Annotated in this window: 16 protein-coding genes; 8 read left to right on the top strand and 8 right to left on the bottom strand. The window is 42.8% G+C overall.

Annotated elements, in window-relative coordinates; translation table 11 throughout:
* Positions 1–231 precede the first annotated feature (231 nt).
* The 5 genes from MWG72_RS07270 (at position 232) to MWG72_RS07290 (ending at position 7,916) form a co-directional block, all read left to right on the top strand.
* Positions 232–1,674 (top strand): aspartate ammonia-lyase, encoded by a 1,443-nt coding sequence (locus MWG72_RS07270; RefSeq protein WP_247143597.1) that lies wholly within the window; start codon positions 232–234, stop codon positions 1,672–1,674.
* Positions 1,675–1,803: 129 nt separating this feature from the next.
* Positions 1,804–2,169: a hypothetical protein gene (locus MWG72_RS07275; RefSeq protein WP_247143573.1), complete on the top strand. Its 366-nt coding sequence runs from the start codon at positions 1,804–1,806 to the stop codon at positions 2,167–2,169.
* A 123-nt stretch (positions 2,170–2,292) separates the two neighbouring features.
* Positions 2,293–5,751 (top strand): transcription-repair coupling factor, encoded by a 3,459-nt coding sequence (gene mfd, locus MWG72_RS07280; protein WP_247143575.1) that lies wholly within the window; start codon positions 2,293–2,295, stop codon positions 5,749–5,751.
* A 229-nt stretch (positions 5,752–5,980) separates the two neighbouring features.
* Positions 5,981–6,415: an HIT domain-containing protein gene (locus tag MWG72_RS07285; protein WP_004646760.1), complete on the top strand. Its 435-nt coding sequence runs from the start codon at positions 5,981–5,983 to the stop codon at positions 6,413–6,415.
* Between the two features lie 55 nt (positions 6,416–6,470).
* Positions 6,471–7,916 carry an adenylate/guanylate cyclase domain-containing protein gene (locus tag MWG72_RS07290; protein WP_005107163.1) on the top strand — a complete coding sequence of 482 codons (1,446 nt, stop codon included), beginning with the start codon at positions 6,471–6,473 and terminating at the stop codon, positions 7,914–7,916.
* Between the two features lie 89 nt (positions 7,917–8,005).
* On the opposite strand, the gene fdx is transcribed toward MWG72_RS07290, so the two are convergent.
* From fdx to MWG72_RS07330, 8 genes are all read right to left on the bottom strand, one after another.
* A complete protein-coding gene (gene fdx / locus MWG72_RS07295) occupies positions 8,006–8,344 on the bottom strand; it encodes an ISC system 2Fe-2S type ferredoxin (protein WP_004279821.1) in 339 nt (112 codons plus the stop codon).
* Positions 8,345–8,359: 15 nt separating this feature from the next.
* Positions 8,360–10,219 (bottom strand): Fe-S protein assembly chaperone HscA, encoded by a 1,860-nt coding sequence (gene hscA, locus MWG72_RS07300; RefSeq protein WP_247143576.1) that lies wholly within the window; start codon positions 10,217–10,219, stop codon positions 8,360–8,362.
* Between the two features lie 34 nt (positions 10,220–10,253).
* Positions 10,254–10,769, bottom strand: a complete 516-nt coding sequence (gene hscB, locus MWG72_RS07305) for a Fe-S protein assembly co-chaperone HscB (RefSeq protein ID WP_005107161.1) — start codon at positions 10,767–10,769, stop codon at positions 10,254–10,256.
* 103 nt (positions 10,770–10,872) lie between these two features.
* Positions 10,873–11,193 carry an iron-sulfur cluster assembly protein IscA gene (gene iscA / locus MWG72_RS07310; protein ID WP_005107159.1) on the bottom strand — a complete coding sequence of 107 codons (321 nt, stop codon included), beginning with the start codon at positions 11,191–11,193 and terminating at the stop codon, positions 10,873–10,875.
* A 34-nt stretch (positions 11,194–11,227) separates the two neighbouring features.
* Entirely contained in the window at positions 11,228–11,614 is a 387-nt protein-coding gene (iscU, locus tag MWG72_RS07315) for a Fe-S cluster assembly scaffold IscU (RefSeq protein ID WP_004279815.1), read from the bottom strand.
* 104 nt (positions 11,615–11,718) lie between these two features.
* Entirely contained in the window at positions 11,719–12,936 is a 1,218-nt protein-coding gene (locus tag MWG72_RS07320) for an IscS subfamily cysteine desulfurase (protein WP_247143577.1), read from the bottom strand.
* Position 12,937: 1 nt separating this feature from the next.
* A complete protein-coding gene (locus MWG72_RS07325; protein WP_004279811.1) occupies positions 12,938–13,411 on the bottom strand; it encodes an Rrf2 family transcriptional regulator in 474 nt (157 codons plus the stop codon).
* Positions 13,412–13,523: 112 nt separating this feature from the next.
* Positions 13,524–14,174 carry a hypothetical protein gene (locus MWG72_RS07330; protein WP_247143578.1) on the bottom strand — a complete coding sequence of 217 codons (651 nt, stop codon included), beginning with the start codon at positions 14,172–14,174 and terminating at the stop codon, positions 13,524–13,526.
* Positions 14,175–14,377: 203 nt separating this feature from the next.
* Here MWG72_RS07330 and MWG72_RS07335 point away from each other — a divergent pair, with 203 nt between their 5' ends.
* The 3 genes from MWG72_RS07335 (at position 14,378) to MWG72_RS07345 (ending at position 17,282) form a co-directional block, all read left to right on the top strand.
* Positions 14,378–14,851, top strand: coding sequence for a phasin family protein (locus MWG72_RS07335; protein WP_184413218.1), 474 nt, complete (start codon positions 14,378–14,380; stop codon positions 14,849–14,851).
* A 162-nt stretch (positions 14,852–15,013) separates the two neighbouring features.
* Positions 15,014–15,286 carry an HU family DNA-binding protein gene (locus MWG72_RS07340; RefSeq protein WP_004279807.1) on the top strand — a complete coding sequence of 91 codons (273 nt, stop codon included), beginning with the start codon at positions 15,014–15,016 and terminating at the stop codon, positions 15,284–15,286.
* Between the two features lie 130 nt (positions 15,287–15,416).
* A complete protein-coding gene (locus tag MWG72_RS07345) occupies positions 15,417–17,282 on the top strand; it encodes a SurA N-terminal domain-containing protein (protein WP_247143579.1) in 1,866 nt (621 codons plus the stop codon).
* Positions 17,283–17,375 lie beyond the last annotated feature (93 nt).

Genomic DNA, 17,375 nt, shown 5'->3' on the forward strand with positions numbered 1-17,375 from the left:
GCAATACGACGTCGGATTCAGGGGGAAAGTGGAAATTTTGAATAAATAATTAAAATATTTGAATTTTAGCCAGTTACTTACACAATCTTACAAAACTCACAGCTTTAGCGTATTGGTAATAAATCGTAGCAAATCTAGGTTAAAGTCTTCCTATTAGGCCTGTATTTGTTTGCTCATATTAATGTCACACCAAATACGGTGCATCGCCAAGAGTATTTTTTAGTGGACAATATGCTTCAAATCGAACCGACCCGCATTGAACGTGATTTATTGGGGGAAAAACAAATCCCGTTGCATAGCTATTATGGGATTCATACCTTACGTGCCATCGAAAATTTTAAGATTTCTGGATTGGCGGTGGGGCAACAAACGCACTTTATTCGTGCTTTGGCCCAAGTGAAAAAAGCTTCGGCACAAGCCAATCTGCACTTTCAAAAATTGTCCGAGCAGACCTGTACTGCCATTCAGAAAGCTTGTGATGAATTGATTCAGCATCCGGAAGCGTGGCAAACGGCATTTCCACTCGATCCTTATCAGGGCGGTGCCGGAACTTCCATCAATATGAATGCCAATGAGGTAATTGCCAATATTGCACTTGAAATGTCAGGTTATCAGAAAGGCGATTATCACATTCTGCATCCGAATGATCACGTCAATACCTCGCAATCGACCAATGATGTCTATCCAACGGCTTTGCGTCTGGCGACCTATAGCAGTCTGGATGAATTGTTGAGCGTGCTTAAAGCATTGATTGACTGTATCGACCATAAAGCTGCCGAATTTGAATATGTCATCAAGATGGGACGTACCCAGTTACAAGATGCAGTTCCGATGACCATGGAACAGGAATTTCGGGCATTTGCCACCTTATTAAAAGAAGACCTGAAGCTGATTGGACAGATGCGACAGTTGTTGCTGGAAGTCAATTTAGGTGCCACTGCGATTGGGACCGGGGTAAACACACCGCCAGGTTATGCGACGCGAGTCGTCGAAACTTTGGCGCACCTGACGGGGCTGCCTTTAAAAGGTGCAGAAGATTATGTGGAGGCCACCAGTGATTGTGGTGTCTTTATTATCTTGTCGAGCAGTTTAAAACGTCTGGCAGTGAAATTGTCCAAAATCTGTAATGATTTGCGCCTGCTCAGTTCGGGACCGCGTACAGGTCTGGCTGAAATTCGCTTACCCGAATTACAGGCAGGTTCTTCGATCATGCCGGCAAAAATCAATCCGGTAATTCCGGAAGTGGTCAATCAGATTGCCTTTCGGGTGATTGGTAACGACTTAACCATTACTATGGCTGCGGAAGCCGGACAGCTACAATTGAATGTCATGGAACCTGTGATTGCCGTGGCGATGAATGAATCAATTCAGTTGTTGACCCAAGGTATGCAAACCCTAAATCAGAAATGTATTGCTGGTATTCAGGCCAATGAACAGATTTGTTTAAGTTCCGTCATGCGCAGTGTCGGGATTGTGACCTTGCTTGAACCGATTCTGGGACATGCCAAGTGCGATGAAATCGGCAAACAATGTATGCGCGAAAATAAAACTGTGCCGCAAGTGGTGTTGGAGCTGGGCTTATTAAGTGCAACGCAATTAGAAGAAATCTTTGCATTTGAAAATCTGGTGTCTGAAATTCCTTCAGCAGAGAATCAGCTCGAACAGGTTTCTTAACAGAACCGGAGCTGTTAAATCATCTGAAACAGCGAATCGCTGCTATTTTGATAATTTGCCTCAAGTCCAGGATGTGGATTTGAGGCATTTTCATCTAGACTAGAGCAAGAACTATATTTGGCTAGGTAAATGGCAATGTTTGATAAAATCAGTGCATTATTTAAAAGTAATAAACCGACTGCTGCACAGCTATATCTAGAAGAGCAGAATATTCAGTATGTAGAAGGTACAGGTTATATTGTCGATGATATTCAACTCAATCAGGAGTGGGGTGCACGATTAGAGTATTTGTCGAATCGGCGTTTAAAACAGTTTGATGATTTAAAAGCGTTATATGACACCGCGATGCTGATCAATGAAAAAATTGATCTGGAAATTGCCCATCAGCGTTTTAATGCGACTTTAGGCAATACCAAAGAAAACCTGCTGCAATTCAAAATGATCCTTAAGAAGTTAAATGATTATTATCGTAACTTTCTGCGTGATCAAAAATAAGCTGCAAAAGTGGCTTATTTTCGATGTGTATTGATGTCGCAAGACTGCATAAAAATAACAAAATATCCTGAGATCATCGTGCTAGTATAAGCCTCAGGTTATTTAGACTTTAAAGCTATATCCATGTTCCAGCAAGAAATTTCCCAACTCAATTTACCACAGCTCAAAGCAGGCGAGAAACGCTGGTTAGGCAATCTGCAAGGTTCCTCAACCGCCTTATTGCTTAAAGAAATCGTGCAGCATCAATCGCGTTTATTTATCGTGATTGCACGTAATAATCAGCATTTGGGTCAACTGGAAAGTGAGCTGGAATTTTATGGGATTAAACCCACGATTTTTCCAGATTGGGAAATCTTGCCTTACGACCGTCTCTCCCCACATCAGGATATTGTCTCGGAACGTCTGGCAATCTTATCCAATATGCCAAAAACTGGCGTACTGTTGCTGTCTGCCTCAACTTTGGCACAACGTGTAGCGCCCACCTCATGGATTCTGGGTGAGCATTTCGATATTCATGTCGGTCAGAAATTTGATCTGGAACAACAAAAGAAAAAGCTGATTCAGGCGGGTTATCATCTGGTCGATACCGTTTATGATCCGGGTGAATTCGCAGTACGCGGCAGTATCATGGATATCTACGCATCGGGGCAGGAAGCACCGATTCGGATTGACCTGTTCGATGATGAAATTGAAAGCCTGAAATTTTTCGATGCCGAAACTCAGCGCACCACGCAAAGTTTGCAACAGTTTACCGTATTGCCCGCGCAGGAATTTCCGCTTAAGGAAGGTCGTGCCACTTTCCGTGACCGTTATGCTGAATTTTTTCCGACCGCGAATCCGAAGAAAAATCCAATATACCAGGATGTGATGGATGGCATAGTCTCTCCGGGAATCGAGTTTTATTTGCCCTTGTTTTTCAGCGCTGAAGCCATGCAAGGTCAAAGTTCACTCATTTCGTACTTACCTAAGAATGGCATTGTCATTACAGATAAGGCTTTGGACGAAAGTCTGAGCCAGTTTTGGCAAGATGTAGTGCGCCGTTATGAAGATCGCCGCCACAATGTCGACCAACCGATCATGCCGCCTGAAAGCCTGTTCTTCCAGACCAATCAGGTTCTGGAGCAGCTGAATCAGTTTGCGCGCATCATTGCTGCACAAACGCCTTTTGATCAAAAAGCTGGGGTATTGAATCTTGATACCCAGTTGCCACCGCGTCTACCCGTAGACCCTAAACGTGAAAAACCGTTTCATGAAGTCAAAAAATACATTGATCAGGCCAATCATCCGGTACTGCTGGTGGCTGAAAGTGCTGGACGCCGGGAAAGCCTCAAAGATGCATTAAGACCAAGTCTGGGTGATATCCCCACGGTTGAAAATTTCGATAGTTTTATTCAGTCTCTGTATGCAATTGCCATTACCAATGCGCCTTTAGAGCGCGGTCTGGTATTGACTGATCGCGTTAGTGTGATTTCTGAAAATCAGCTGTATGAACATCGGGTAGTACAGCGCCGTCGCAAGCGTCAGCAGGAAGTTTCCGAAGAGTTCCTGATCCGAAGTCTAACTGAGCTGACCATGGGCGCGCCTGTGGTACATATCGATTATGGGGTCGGACGTTATGCCGGTCTGGTCACTTTAAGTATTGATGATCAAGATCATGAATTCTTGCAACTGGATTACGCGGATGCCGCCAAAGTCTACGTGCCGGTGACCAATCTGCACTTAATCAGTCGGTATAGTGGTGGTGATCCGGATCTGGCACCTTTGCATAAACTGGGTACAGATGCGTGGAATAAAGCCAAACGTAAAGCGCTGGAACAGATTCACGATGTCGCGGCCGAATTGCTGCATATTCAGGCACGTCGTGCTTCCAAGCCCGGGATCAGTTTTGAAGTCGATCAAAGCCTGTATATGCAATTTGCCAGTGGCTTTGCTTATGAAGAAACACCGGATCAGGCCAATGCCATTGAAGCTACGCTGCAGGATATGCAGCAGGCCAAACCGATGGATCGACTGGTGTGTGGTGATGTCGGTTTCGGCAAGACAGAAGTCGCGATGCGTGCCGCATTTGTTGCAGTGCAGAATAATCGGCAGGTCGCGATTCTGGTACCAACCACCTTGCTGGCACAGCAGCATTATGATTCATTCAAAGACCGCTTTGCCGACTGGCCGGTCCGGATTGAAGTGCTGTCACGTTTCGGTTCTTCCAAAGCACATACCAAGACCATTGATGACCTGATCGAAGGGAAAGTCGATATTGTGATTGGTACACATAAGATTTTGCAGGAAAATGTCCAGTTTAAGAATCTCGGTCTGATGATTGTCGATGAAGAGCATCGTTTCGGTGTGCGCGACAAGGAGCGAATCAAGGCCATGCGTGCCGATGTTGATATGCTGACACTGACTGCGACTCCAATTCCACGTACGCTGAATATGGCCTTTAGTGGCATGCGTGATCTGTCGATTATCGCCACACCGCCGGCACGCCGTCTTGCGGTGAAAACCTTTGTGCAGGAACATACCGATGACACCATTAAAGAAGCGATTCTGCGTGAATTGCTGCGCGGTGGTCAGGTTTATTTTCTGCATAATGAAGTTGATACAATCGATCGTGCCGCCGAGCATATCCGTAAACTGGTGCCGGAAGCGCGGGTGATTGTGGCCCACGGACAGATGCGTGAACGTGAACTGGAGCAGGTGATGCAGCAGTTCTATCACAAGGAATACAATGTTCTGGTATGTTCGACCATTATTGAAACCGGGATTGATGTTCCGAATGCCAACACCATTCTGATTGAACGTGCCGACAAACTGGGCCTGGCGCAATTACATCAGCTACGCGGACGTGTAGGGCGCTCACATCATCAGGCTTATGCATATTTGATGGTACCGTCATTAAAAGCCTTAAAAGGTGATGCAGAAAAACGTCTGGATGCCATTCAGCGTGCTTCAACTTTGGGTGCCGGTTTTATGCTGGCAACTGAAGATCTGGAAATTCGCGGCGCAGGTGAATTACTCGGTGAACAGCAGAGTGGTTCGATGCAGGCGATTGGTTATAGCCTGTATATGGAAATGCTGGAAAAAGCCACCAAAGCCATTCAAAAAGGTAAAACGCCAAACTTCGACGCACCATTGTCATTGACTGCCGAAATTACCCTGCATATGCCAGCACTGATTCCGGATGAATATCTGGGTGATGTGCATCAACGTCTGTTGTTCTATAAACGCATCAGTAATACCGATACCCAGGAAAAGCTGGATAATATCCGGATGGAATTGATTGATCGTTTTGGTATACCGCCGCAACCAGTCAAACAGCTCTTTGCTGTACATCAGATTCGATTGAAAGCCGAGCAGCTTGGTATTACTAAAATTGATATCAGCAGTCAGGGTGGGCATATTGAATTTGCACCGGATACTCCGGTTCAAGCCATGACGATTATCCAGATGATGCAGAAACATCCGACCTATTTCCGGATGGATGGCGGTCAACGTCTAAAAGTCATGGTCATGCTGGAAGACTATCAAAAGCGGATTCAGTTTATACAGGATTTACTGGACAGTCTGCTTAAAGAATTGCACTGATTTTATTCGATTAAATCAGCCTGAAAATTCAGTTTGGGTTTCATTTTCCAATGAAGTTTGCAGGAACAACAGGCTTGATTTTTTTAATGAATTGTTTACAGTAATTGTTGTGATGTGCTTCGCAACAAATCATGAGAATTTGTCTTTAAACACATTGCTTTCAATATTCAGCTTCAGTTGGATATGTTAGTATTAGCCATCATTCTAATTTTGCATCATTTATAAAGATATGTTTAGTTTGCATCCACAACTTGCTCAAGATACGTTTTTTGTAGGCGACTTTCCTTTGTCAACATGTCGTTTGATGAATGATATGCAATTTCCCTGGCTCATTCTGATTCCACGTGTGCCGGGTGTCTCTGAATTATATGAATTGAGTCAAGCTGACCAAGAGCAGTTTTTAAGAGAGTCAAGCTGGTTATCAAGCCAGCTGGCACGTGTTTTCCGTGCAGATAAAATGAATGTAGCAGCGCTGGGTAATATGGTGCCGCAATTGCATTTTCATCATGTGGTTCGTTATCAGAACGACGTTGCATGGCCGAAGCCTGTTTGGGGTACACCTGCTGTTCCTTATAGCAGTGAAGTATTGGCACATATGCGTCAAACCTTAATGCTGGCTTTACGTGGTCAAGGTGATATGCCATTTGACTGGCGCATGGACTAATCAGCCAAGGCATTCCGAGAACCATGGACAGTTGCGGACTTCAGGGAGTGAGTGAGTGCAATTAGACGACTGGATTCAAAAAGAACCCCATCAGTTTGAATATTTCCATCGCATGATGGGCTATATCATGCTGTCTCTGGTTCTGGTCGTCTTTCATTACACTGAACCAGATACCCAGTATCAGCTTTTTGTTCCATTTTTTTTGTTTCTGGTTTTGTTGATCACTCCCAAGCTATCTCGCTGGCTGATCTATCGTCATGATTATCACATTCGGCGTAATATTCTTTTCCTGATTGATGTCATTGTCATCTCGGTGGTTTTGGCGGCCGTGCATCTGGACTTGGTACTGTCCTTGCTCGGTCTGGTCGCAGTGCTCTATACCGCGATCAGCAATAAAATTTCATTGATGATGGCTTCTCTGGCCAGTCTGGTCGGGATCACCGTTTTTTATCTGGCCAATATTCTGGTCTTTGGTTTTGGGACTTATTTTGAACCGACCAGCAGTGAACTGACGGTTTTAGGCTTCATCTGCCTGATTACCTATTTTGGTGTCGGAAGTTTTTATCAAAGTGGTCGTGTGCAATATATGACCCAGAAGAAAAATCATTATTTTGAACAGATGAACCGTTATATGGAATTTGCCAATCAGCTGAGTCGTTATGCGCCTGTGCAGTTGTGGCAATCCATCATGAAAGGTGAATCTGAAGCCAAAATTGAATATAAGCGTAAAAAGTTGACGATCTTTTTCTCTGATATTCAAGGTTTTACCGAGCTATCTGAAACCCTGATTCCAGATGATTTAGCATTCCTGTTGAATGACTATTTGCGGCACATGACCGAAATTGCTAAAAATTATGAAGCGACTGTCGATAAATTCATGGGTGATGCCATCCTGATTTTCTTTGGTGATCCGAACTCCGAAGGTGTGGAACGGGATGCCAAGAACTGTATGGAAATGGCATTGGCTATGCGTCAGCAAATGAAATTGCTGCGTGAACGCTGGATTAAAATGGGTTATCCACCAATGCATATCCGCATGGGAATTTCGACCGGTTATTGCCACGTAGGGAATTATGGGGCTACGCATCGTATGGCTTATACCATTGTAGGGCGTGATGCTAACCTGGCTGCGCGTTTGCAAAGTGCAGCGGAAGTCGATGAAATCCTGATTTCGGAAGATACTCATAATCTGATCAAAGATGATTATCTTTGTGCACCGAAAAAGCCGATTTTCTTGAAAGGCATTAAAGCACCTGTAAGAACCTGGCAGGTCATGGAAAAATATGCGTCTCAGAAAGTCGAGTATCAGCGCTGGTTCGATTATGAATATAAGGGCTTTCATTTATTGCTGAATCTGGATGAAGTGCAAAACTTTGAATATCCTGAGCTGATTCATGTACTAGAAAAAATGATTAAACGCATTGAAACTCAGCAGAAAATGACCAATTCACAAGGTATTGTCAAATTGAAGCTTGAGGATGAAGTAATTGAACACATTTAAAGTTCATGTAAATTTACTTTAATTGTTTCTTATAAAGAGAAAAAACCACGCCTGAGCGTGGTTTTTTATTTTAGCCTGCAACGAAAATCTTAGTGATTTTCTGACGCATGGTTAATGGTGTATTTTGGAATTTCAATTTCCAGATCTTCATCGTCCAGTTTAACCTGACAAGAAAGACGTGAATCAGGTTCTAAACCCCAGGCACGATCGAGTAAGTCAGCTTCAACATCATCCATTTCTTCCAGGCTGTCAAAACCTTTGCGTACCACTACATGGCAGGTGGTACACGCTGCTGACATATCGCAAGCATGTTCAATTTTAATGCCATTTTTCAGTAGGCTTTCGCAAAGATTGGCATTTTGTTCGACTTCAAACTCAGCACCTTCGGGGCAAATCTGCGCATGTGGAAGAACTTTAATACGTGGCATAGTCGTTACCTTAAATTAGTTTGAGTTTGACCAGTCGTCGAGTTTAGTGCCCTTAAGAGCTGCATCAATATGTTGATTCATACGTGCTGCTGCAAAAGCATCACTATGTATTTTAAGCTGTTCAACGGCAGATTCAATTGCTTTGATATCTGAACCCTGAAGCTGAGTTTCAAGTTGTGCTTGCGCAGTTTGCAGTGCTGCAAGTTGTTCCTCAGTCAAAAGACCGGCATCTGCTTTGAGTGCCTGAACCAGTGCTTCCAGCTCACGCTGTGCTTCAACTTTGGTTTCATTCAAATGTCGAAGATTTTTATCTTCTTCAGCGAATTTATAGCCGTCTAGCAACAGGCGCTCAGTATCTTCACCCGATAAACCATAAGATGGCTTGATATCGATTTGAGCAGTCATGCCAGAAGTAGTTTCTTTCGCAGATACAGTCAGCAAGCCATCAGCATCGACCTGGAACGTCACTTCAATACGTGCCTGACCAGCAGTCATTGGCGGAATGCCATGCAGGACAAAACGCCCTAAACTACGGCAATGCTCAACCAGATCACGTTCACCTTGAACCACATGAATCAACATGGCAGTCTGGCCATCTTGATAAGTCGTAAATTCCTGACGACGAGCGACTGGAATCGCAGTATTACGCGAAATTAATCGTTCAACCAGTCCGCCCATGGTTTCAAGACCAAGAGACAGAGGCGTCACGTCTAATAGTAATGAGCCATCAGTTGAGTTGCCAATCAATTGGTTCGCAGTAATTGATGCGCCAATAGCAACCACTTCATCCGGATTAATAGTGCATAGTGGTTCTTGATTGAATACTTCACGCACGGCTTTTTGTACTGCATAAGAACGGGTTGAGCCACCGACCAAAACGACATTTTGAATGTCATCCAGTTCAAGCTTGGCATCACGCATCACACGCTTACATACGCTGATGGTCTTATCCAAAGCAACTTTAATGATCTCTTCAAATGTCGGACGGTCAAGCGTCAATACCTGATCAAGCAATTTGAGTTGAACTGAATCTGCATCAGACAAAGCTTCTTTGGCTTTACGTGCTGCAACCACAAAATGTGCATATTCTGCATCATTCAAGGTGTCAATATTCAGTTGTTTCTTGGCCCATTTCAGGATCAAACGATCTAGGTCATCACCACCGAGGGCAGTGTGGCCACCGGTTGCCAGAACTTCAAACACACCTTGACTAAAACGCAGAATCGAAACGTCAAAGGTACCACCACCCAAGTCGTAGATCACATAGTTGCGATCTGTACTTAAGTTGCTTTCCTGATCGAGACCATAAGCAACAGCAGCAGCGGTTGGCTCATTCAACAAACGTAAAACATTCAAGCCAGCAAGTTGAGCAGCATCACGGGTTGCCTGACGCTGTGCTTCATCAAAGTAGGCCGGAACAGTAATAACGGCACCATTGACCGGATTTTGCAGACTGGCTTCAGCGCGGTCTTTCAACTGCTTTAAAATTTCTGCAGAAATCTCAACCGGCGTCTTACGGCCTTGTGCGGTTTCAAAAGCCGGCATTTCATTCGCTTCACCAACCAACGCATAAGGATGCTGGAATTTGATGTCAGCTTTCGAGCGACCCATAAAACGTTTTACAGAAATGATGGTGTTTTTAGGGTCAGTAGTAATGAAAGGCGCAGCTTCATTGCCGTATTGAGTCTGTTGTTCTGCATAATGCACGATAGAAGGAAGTAGCACACGACCTTGTTCGTCATTAAGTACTTTGGCTTTACCTGAAAGAACCGTGGCAACCAAAGAGTGGGTGGTGCCTAAATCGATACCAATCGCAATGCGGTGTTCATGTGGTGCACTTGATTGACCTGGTTCTGCAATTTGCAAGAGAGCCATAGTGTTACATCCTTTGCACGTTAAATATTAAAAATTAGAAATCATCATCAAGATCAAAGCTGTCATCGTCCAGGAAGCGGTCTTCCGCTTTGTCGATATCGGCCATGACTTTAACGAAGAAGCGTAGTTTGCGCACTGTATCGCGTGCTTCGGCCCAGTCTTCATCCGCATAATCAATTTTGAACTCGCGAACCAAGCCTTCAATCCATTGCTGGACTTCGACTTTCAGTGAAGTTAAATCTTCAGCAGAGGTTGCATCGTCAAGTTGTTCACGAATTTCCAGAGCGTCCTGCAAGAATTCAAAATCACTGATCGACTGATCTAAGTGATAATCCTGTTTCTTGAGAGACAGTAAATACGCTGCACGGCTATCGACCGCTGACAAGGCTTTAAATGCCTGATTGATATCACTTGATTTAATCAGAGCCTGATCTTTGTCTTCAGCTTTATCTGGGTGATATTGTTGCTGCAACTTTAAAAATTCAGTCTTTAAAGCCGCCAAATCAATATCGAGTGCTACAGGAAGGTTGAACAACTCAAAATGATTCATGGGAGATGGGATCCGCGATTAATGAGCAAAAATAACTGTATAAATGCAATTAAAACAGTGTGAAACACACTGTTTTAATGTCAAAAGAGAATAACTGCCGGGTTTATACAGTGAAGGATTCACCACAACCGCATTCGCCTTTTTTGTTGGGGTTGTTAAATTCGAAGCCTTCGTTCAAGCCGTTTTTAACATAGTCCATCTCCATACCTTCAAGATAAACCAGACTTTTCGGGTCAACGAATACTTTAACCCCAAACTGTTCAAAGGCTTGGTCATGTGCATCGACTTCATCGACGAACTCGAGCACATAGGCCAGACCAGAACAGCCTGAAGTTTTCACACCAACGCGAATGCCTTCACCCTTACCGCGATTTTTTAAATAATTGCTGATATGAGTTGCAGCATTTTCAGTTAAATGGATCATGAAAACTCCGTTAAAATTTCAAAACGTGGAACAATTAAGCTTTAACTTTCTTGCTACGGTAGTCTTCTACAGCTGCTTTGATTGCATCTTCAGCAAGAACAGAACAGTGTACTTTTACTGGTGGAAGTGCAAGTTCAGTCGCAATATCAATGTTCTTGATCGCTTGGGCTTGATCCAAAGTTTTACCTTTGAGCCATTCGGTCACAAGTGAACTTGATGCAATGGCAGAACCACAACCATAAGTTTTGAAACGTGCTTCTTCAATCACACCTTCGTCGTTTACCTGAATCTGTAAACGCATCACGTCACCACATGCTGGCGCACCAACCATACCAGTACCAACGTTTTCAGCATTTTTATCTAAAACGCCAACATTACGAGGGTTTTCGTAATGATCAATTACTTTTTCGCTATAAGCCATGTTGCTTCTCCAAACCTCGGGGTCAGCCTTAGTATTAAATATGGGGGTAAAAAAACTTTTCTCAATGAGATAGCAACGGATTTGTCACTATCTCAGAATGAAAATTAGTGCTCAGCCCACTCAACTTTAGAAAGGTCAATACCTTCCTTATACATATCCCAAAGCGGAGAAAGTTCACGTAACTTCTCAACAGCAGCTTTAGTGATAGTCAATACGTGATCGATATCTTCTTCAGTGGTGTATTTACCGAAGCTGAAGCGGATCGAACTGTGTGCAAGTTCGTCTGAAAGACCCAATGCACGAAGTACATAAGATGGTTCAAGTGTTGCAGATGTACATGCCGAACCTGAAGATACCGCAGCATCTTTCAATGCCATCATCAATGATTCGCCTTCAACGAAGTTGAAGCTAATATTCAGGTAGTTCGCTACGTTTTGTGTTGGATGGCCGTTCAGGAACACTTGTTCAAGACCTTGTAAACCATTCCACAGCTTGTCGCGAAGTACACGTAAACGAGTCTGTTCAGCTTCCAGGTTTTTGCCTGCAAGTTCAAAGGCTTCACCCATACCTACAATCTGGTGAGTCGCAAGGGTACCTGAACGCATACCACGTTCGTGGCCGCCACCATGCATTTCAGCTTTAAGGCGTACACGTGGGCTACGACGTACAAACAGTGCGCCAATACCTTTAGGGCCATAGATCTTGTGCGCAGAGAAACTCATCAAGTCTACTTTTAAAGTTGAAAGATCAATTTCAACTTTACCTGCCGCCTGAGCTGCATCTACATGGAAGAAAATCTTGTTGGCGCGAGTGATTTCACCAATCGCTGCAACATCAGTCACAGTACCGACTTCATTGTTCACCATCATCAGGGAAACAAGAATCGTATCTGGACGGATCGCTGCCTGTACCATTTCTGGAGTAATTAAACCGGTTTGAGGTTGAGGCTCAATATAGGTAATTTCAAAACCTTCAGACTCAAGCTCACGACAGGTATCTAAAACTGCCTTATGTTCGATTTTAGAGGTAACGATATGTTTACCTTTAGATGCATAGAAATGAGCTACACCTTTAAGCGCAAGGTTGTCTGACTCGGTCGCACCCGAAGTCCATACGATTTCACGTGGATCAGCTTTAATTAAATTCGCAACTTGTTCACGTGCATATTCAACTTTTTCTTCTGCTTGCCAACCATACGCGTGTGAACGAGATGCCGCATTACCAAAGGTACCATCGAATGTTAAGCATTCCATCATACGTTCAGCAACCTGAGGATCTACAGGAGTTGTAGCTGCATAATCAAGATAAATCGGACGTTTCATGTCAAATACCTGTAACCGATAAAAGGGCTGAATCTAAAGGTGCTGATTTTTGGCGTAATGACACAGTCTGGACGTTGTCACGTGCAACCAGATCAGCAAGCGAGATTTTTTCTAAATAATCGGCGATGTGATGGGAGAGTTCCTGCCATAAATCATGAGTCAAGCACATCGCACCATTCTGGCAGTTGCCTTTATGGTCACAGCGAGTCGCATCAACTGTTTCGTTTACAGCTTCAATAATTGCTAACACAGTAATTTCATCTGCATTACGTGCTAAATGGTAACCACCATTTGCGCCACGAACACTAGAAACTAAACCATGACGCTTGAGCTTCGCAAATAACTGCTCAAGATAAGCAACAGAAATAGTTTGACGTGCTGCAATTTCAGCGAGCGTTATCGTTTTTTCAGAAGGCTGCAAAGCTAGATCAAGTAGAGCAGTCACAGCGTAGCGACCGCGAGTGGTTAGGCGCATGATTCGATACACATGGTTAGACTAGATGTGTAGATTTTATGAATCCCGACTAAATTAGTCAAGTTATTTTTAGTAGACCTTAGTGGGATTTAATTTTTGGAGAATGAAAGATTTACATGCTCAGCCAATTATACACTAATAACGTAATCAAAAGTACGCTGCTTAAGCCAAAAATGATGTTAATGCGCTTTTGACGGCGTTCAACCCGTTTCAGGCGGTTTTTATACTGTTTGACTTCCACTTGCAGGGTATTGATCTTGGAACGCTGCTCTTCAATTTTCTTTAGAAGCGGCGCAATACGCTTTTTAGAGGCAATAATTTCCGCTTCATCCGTCGGCGCATCAGACAGCCAGTGTTTCCAGTCGGCTAATACTTTAGGCAAACTGAATACGGTTAACAGATCACGAAACTCATCTTTTAAAACCTGATGACCATCAATACGCATGCTACGAATGCTACGATGATTACCAAAAATGAAAATTTTAATCAGGTCGGGCAATGTGGTGCGTACATCCAGGTCGACAATGCGGCCCGGTGCTTTATGGTCAAATAATAGTCCATTGGGGGTGAATTGCACATAAAAGTCGAAATACGGAATATAGCTATTGATTTTAATCGAAATGTTTTCATCTACAAACTTTTTGGCCTGTAATGCAACGACACGATCATGCTTGAGAATGAAAGTAAATATTGTCTCTAAAACAATTAACGTCATCGTAAGCAACAAATGCGGTTGATTTTGACTTTGTTGCGATTCGCTCATATACAACCAATCCTTACCTGAAATATAAAGTGTAAAAGCTTCCTGCTTGTGAAGAGATTTCAGGGTTAAATCAAATTAGACTTGAAATAAATTGCTTTGTAGAACAGTTTATCAAATCTATCAAGTACTAAATTTGCTATTATGCAGTGGTTTTGTAGAATAATTTATAATAATTGCGCAGAAAACAAACAGGAGCCGTGCACATGGACAAGTCAAAAACAGCACAAGACTCAGCTGAAGCTTCGAATGAGAAAATGCTGAAACCCAAGTCTAAATCTGCCTCGGAGCGCAAATCGGTTCTTGATTTTCGTAAATACACCAAACAGATCTGGTTGGCTGGACTCGGGGCATTTTCACGTGCAGAAGAAGAAGGCAATAAACTGTTTGACTCGCTGGTCAAGGTCGGGGAAGAACTTGAATCTAAAACTGCAGATATTGCCGATCAAACTGTAGAGAAGGTTTCAGAAAAAGCCAAAGAGTCGGTCACAGACACCAAAGACAAAGTGGAAAAATTAATCGACAACTCTATTCATCACTCATTGAATCGTATAGGATTAGTCACACTGAAGGATGTACAGTATTTGGAACGTTTAATTCTCCAGTTGCATGCCAAGGTTGATCAGTTGACTGCGGAACAAGAAAAAATGAAAGAAGAATTGCCGAAAAAACTTAAATAAAATGACTTTATTTATTATTCAATGTTTTTTTCGCATATTTTTTGAAAAAAAAGAGGTTCTTAAGTATTGCGTTTATACCTAAAGCATTGCTATAAAGGCGTTATGGCATGTTAAACCAATTCTTGAACCTTAAATAAACGATATTAAGAGGACGTAATCTTCATGAATAAATCAGAATTAATTGATGCAATTGCAGAAAAAGGGGGATTATCTAAGGCTGACGCAGGTAAAGCTTTAGATGCTACAATTGCTTCTGTTACTGAAGCTTTAAAATCGGGTGATACAGTAACTTTAGTGGGTTTTGGTACTTTCGGTGTGAAAGAACGCGCTGCACGTACTGGCCGTAACCCACAAACTGGTGCTACTCTTGAGATCAAAGCAAGCAAAGTACCTAGCTTCAAAGCAGGTAAAGGCTTAAAAGACGCTGTAGCTTAAGCTTACCCAGCGACGAAACGCGCCTTCTTTGGCGCGTTTTTTATTGATAAATTTAATTGTGATGATTAACACATTCATTCAATGGGTATTTTCGGTTAAAATCCTTTGCAAATAAAATATTGGAATACTTATGGAAGCTTTTCGTAAAGTTATTAAGGGTTGGTTGGGCAAAGTCTTGCTCGTTCTGTTTTTGACCCCGTTAGCACTTGTAGGTATTGAAGGATATTTTAGCAGCGGAAACTCTGATGCGGCAAAATCAGTGAACGGGACTGAAATATCTCAAAAAGAATTAGAGTCACTGACCAAATCATTTAAAGAACAATATCTCAGTTATGCCAATGGGGATGAAACTTTACTGAATCAAAGCTTCATTGACCAAAAAGCCATGGATACTCTGGTTGCACGTACTTTATTGCTGCAACAGGCTGAAGAATTAGGGATCAGTCTGAGTGACCAGCAAATTGAACAGATGATTGCTCAGCAGCCTACTTTCCAGCAAGATGGAAAGTTCTCGAATGCTTTATATGAAAATTATCTAAAATCAATTGGCATGACTAATCGTGCTTTGATTGAAAGTTTACGTAAAGATCATGCGCTGAAGATGCTGTCATCGACTTTCCTGGATTATCCATTGGTAAGCCCAGTCGAAATGCAGCAGATTGCTGATTTACAAACTGAACAACGTCATATTCATATTTCCAGCATTAATCTGGACAGCTATAAAAAAGATGTCAAAGTGACGGATGCAGATATTGCTGCCTATTATGAAAAACACAAAACGCTATTCAAACAGCCGACCAGCGTAGATGTCGACTATGTGGTGTTAAAGCCAAGCGATATTCAGGTGCAGAGTTTGGCGGTTACCGATGCTGAACTTCAAGAAGCGTACACGGCTTTTGTCGCGACACAAAAACAGGCAGTTAAACCAGATGTGAAGCATATTTTAATTACGGCGGACAGTCGTAGTGATGCTGAAGCAAAAAAACTGGCGACCGATATTGCAGCCAAAATTAAAGCCGGTACTACTTTTGCTCAGGCAGCAGCACAATATTCTGAAGACCCTGAATCTAAGTCTAAAGGTGGCGCGCTTGCCGTTTATGAAGAAGGTGTATTTGGTACTGCATTTGATCAGACGGTTAGTTCTTTAAAATCGGGTCAGGTGTCTGCACCAGTGAAAACAGATTATGGTTACCACATCATTTCTGTGCAAACGCCAGATGTTGCAGTTCCTTCTTTTGAATCACAAAAAGCACGTTTGTCTGAAGAAGCCTTGGCTGCTAAAAAATCCAATGCATTCTCTGATACGGTCAATACGCTAAATGATATGGTGGTAGGAAGTGATTCTCTGGATGTCGTTACACAGGAAGTTAAAGGTGTACAAGTCCAGAAAGCCCAAGGTGTAACACTTTCGACCCGTGATCCTGTGCTGAGCGATGCTAACCTCAAAGTCAAATTGTTTAATGACGATGTTAAAAATGGTGATCGTAATGCTTCATCAAGCATTCAGTTAGCCAATGGTGATGTAGCCTGGATAAAGGTGCGTAATTATCATGCAGCCGGCGAACAAACACTGGCAGAAGCAAAACCGCGTGTTAAGGCTCAGCTGATTGAAGACAAAGCAGCTGCTTTGGCAAAAGCAAAAATTCAGAAAGCTTTGGATGAGTTCAAAACCAAACCGGTTGCAGCAGTGGCGAAAGGTGATTTGATCTTTGAAGATGCTGGTGTTTACACACGTGCTGAAGGTTTACTAAAACGTGATGTACAGCGTGCGGCTTTTAGTCTTCCGACACCAAAAGCAGGCCATTGGTCAGTGACGACAGCGAAAATGCCAAATGAGCTGGTTGTGGTTGCGGTATCAGAAGTAAAGAAAAATCCGGTGGATGTATTGAGTGTAGAACAACGCAGTGAGTTGATGAAGTTATATCAACAACTTCGTGGTCAGCAAGAATTTGATGACTATACGCGTTACTTGAAATCTCAGGCAAAAATCAAATAAAATTGTTGTATAGAAAACCAGCCTGCGGGCTGGTTTTTTATTTTCTAAAACTTATAGTTTTATAGGTAATAATATTAAATATCTGATATATAA

Source organism: Acinetobacter lwoffii (assembly GCF_022967985.1).
Classification (GTDB): domain Bacteria; phylum Pseudomonadota; class Gammaproteobacteria; order Pseudomonadales; family Moraxellaceae; genus Acinetobacter.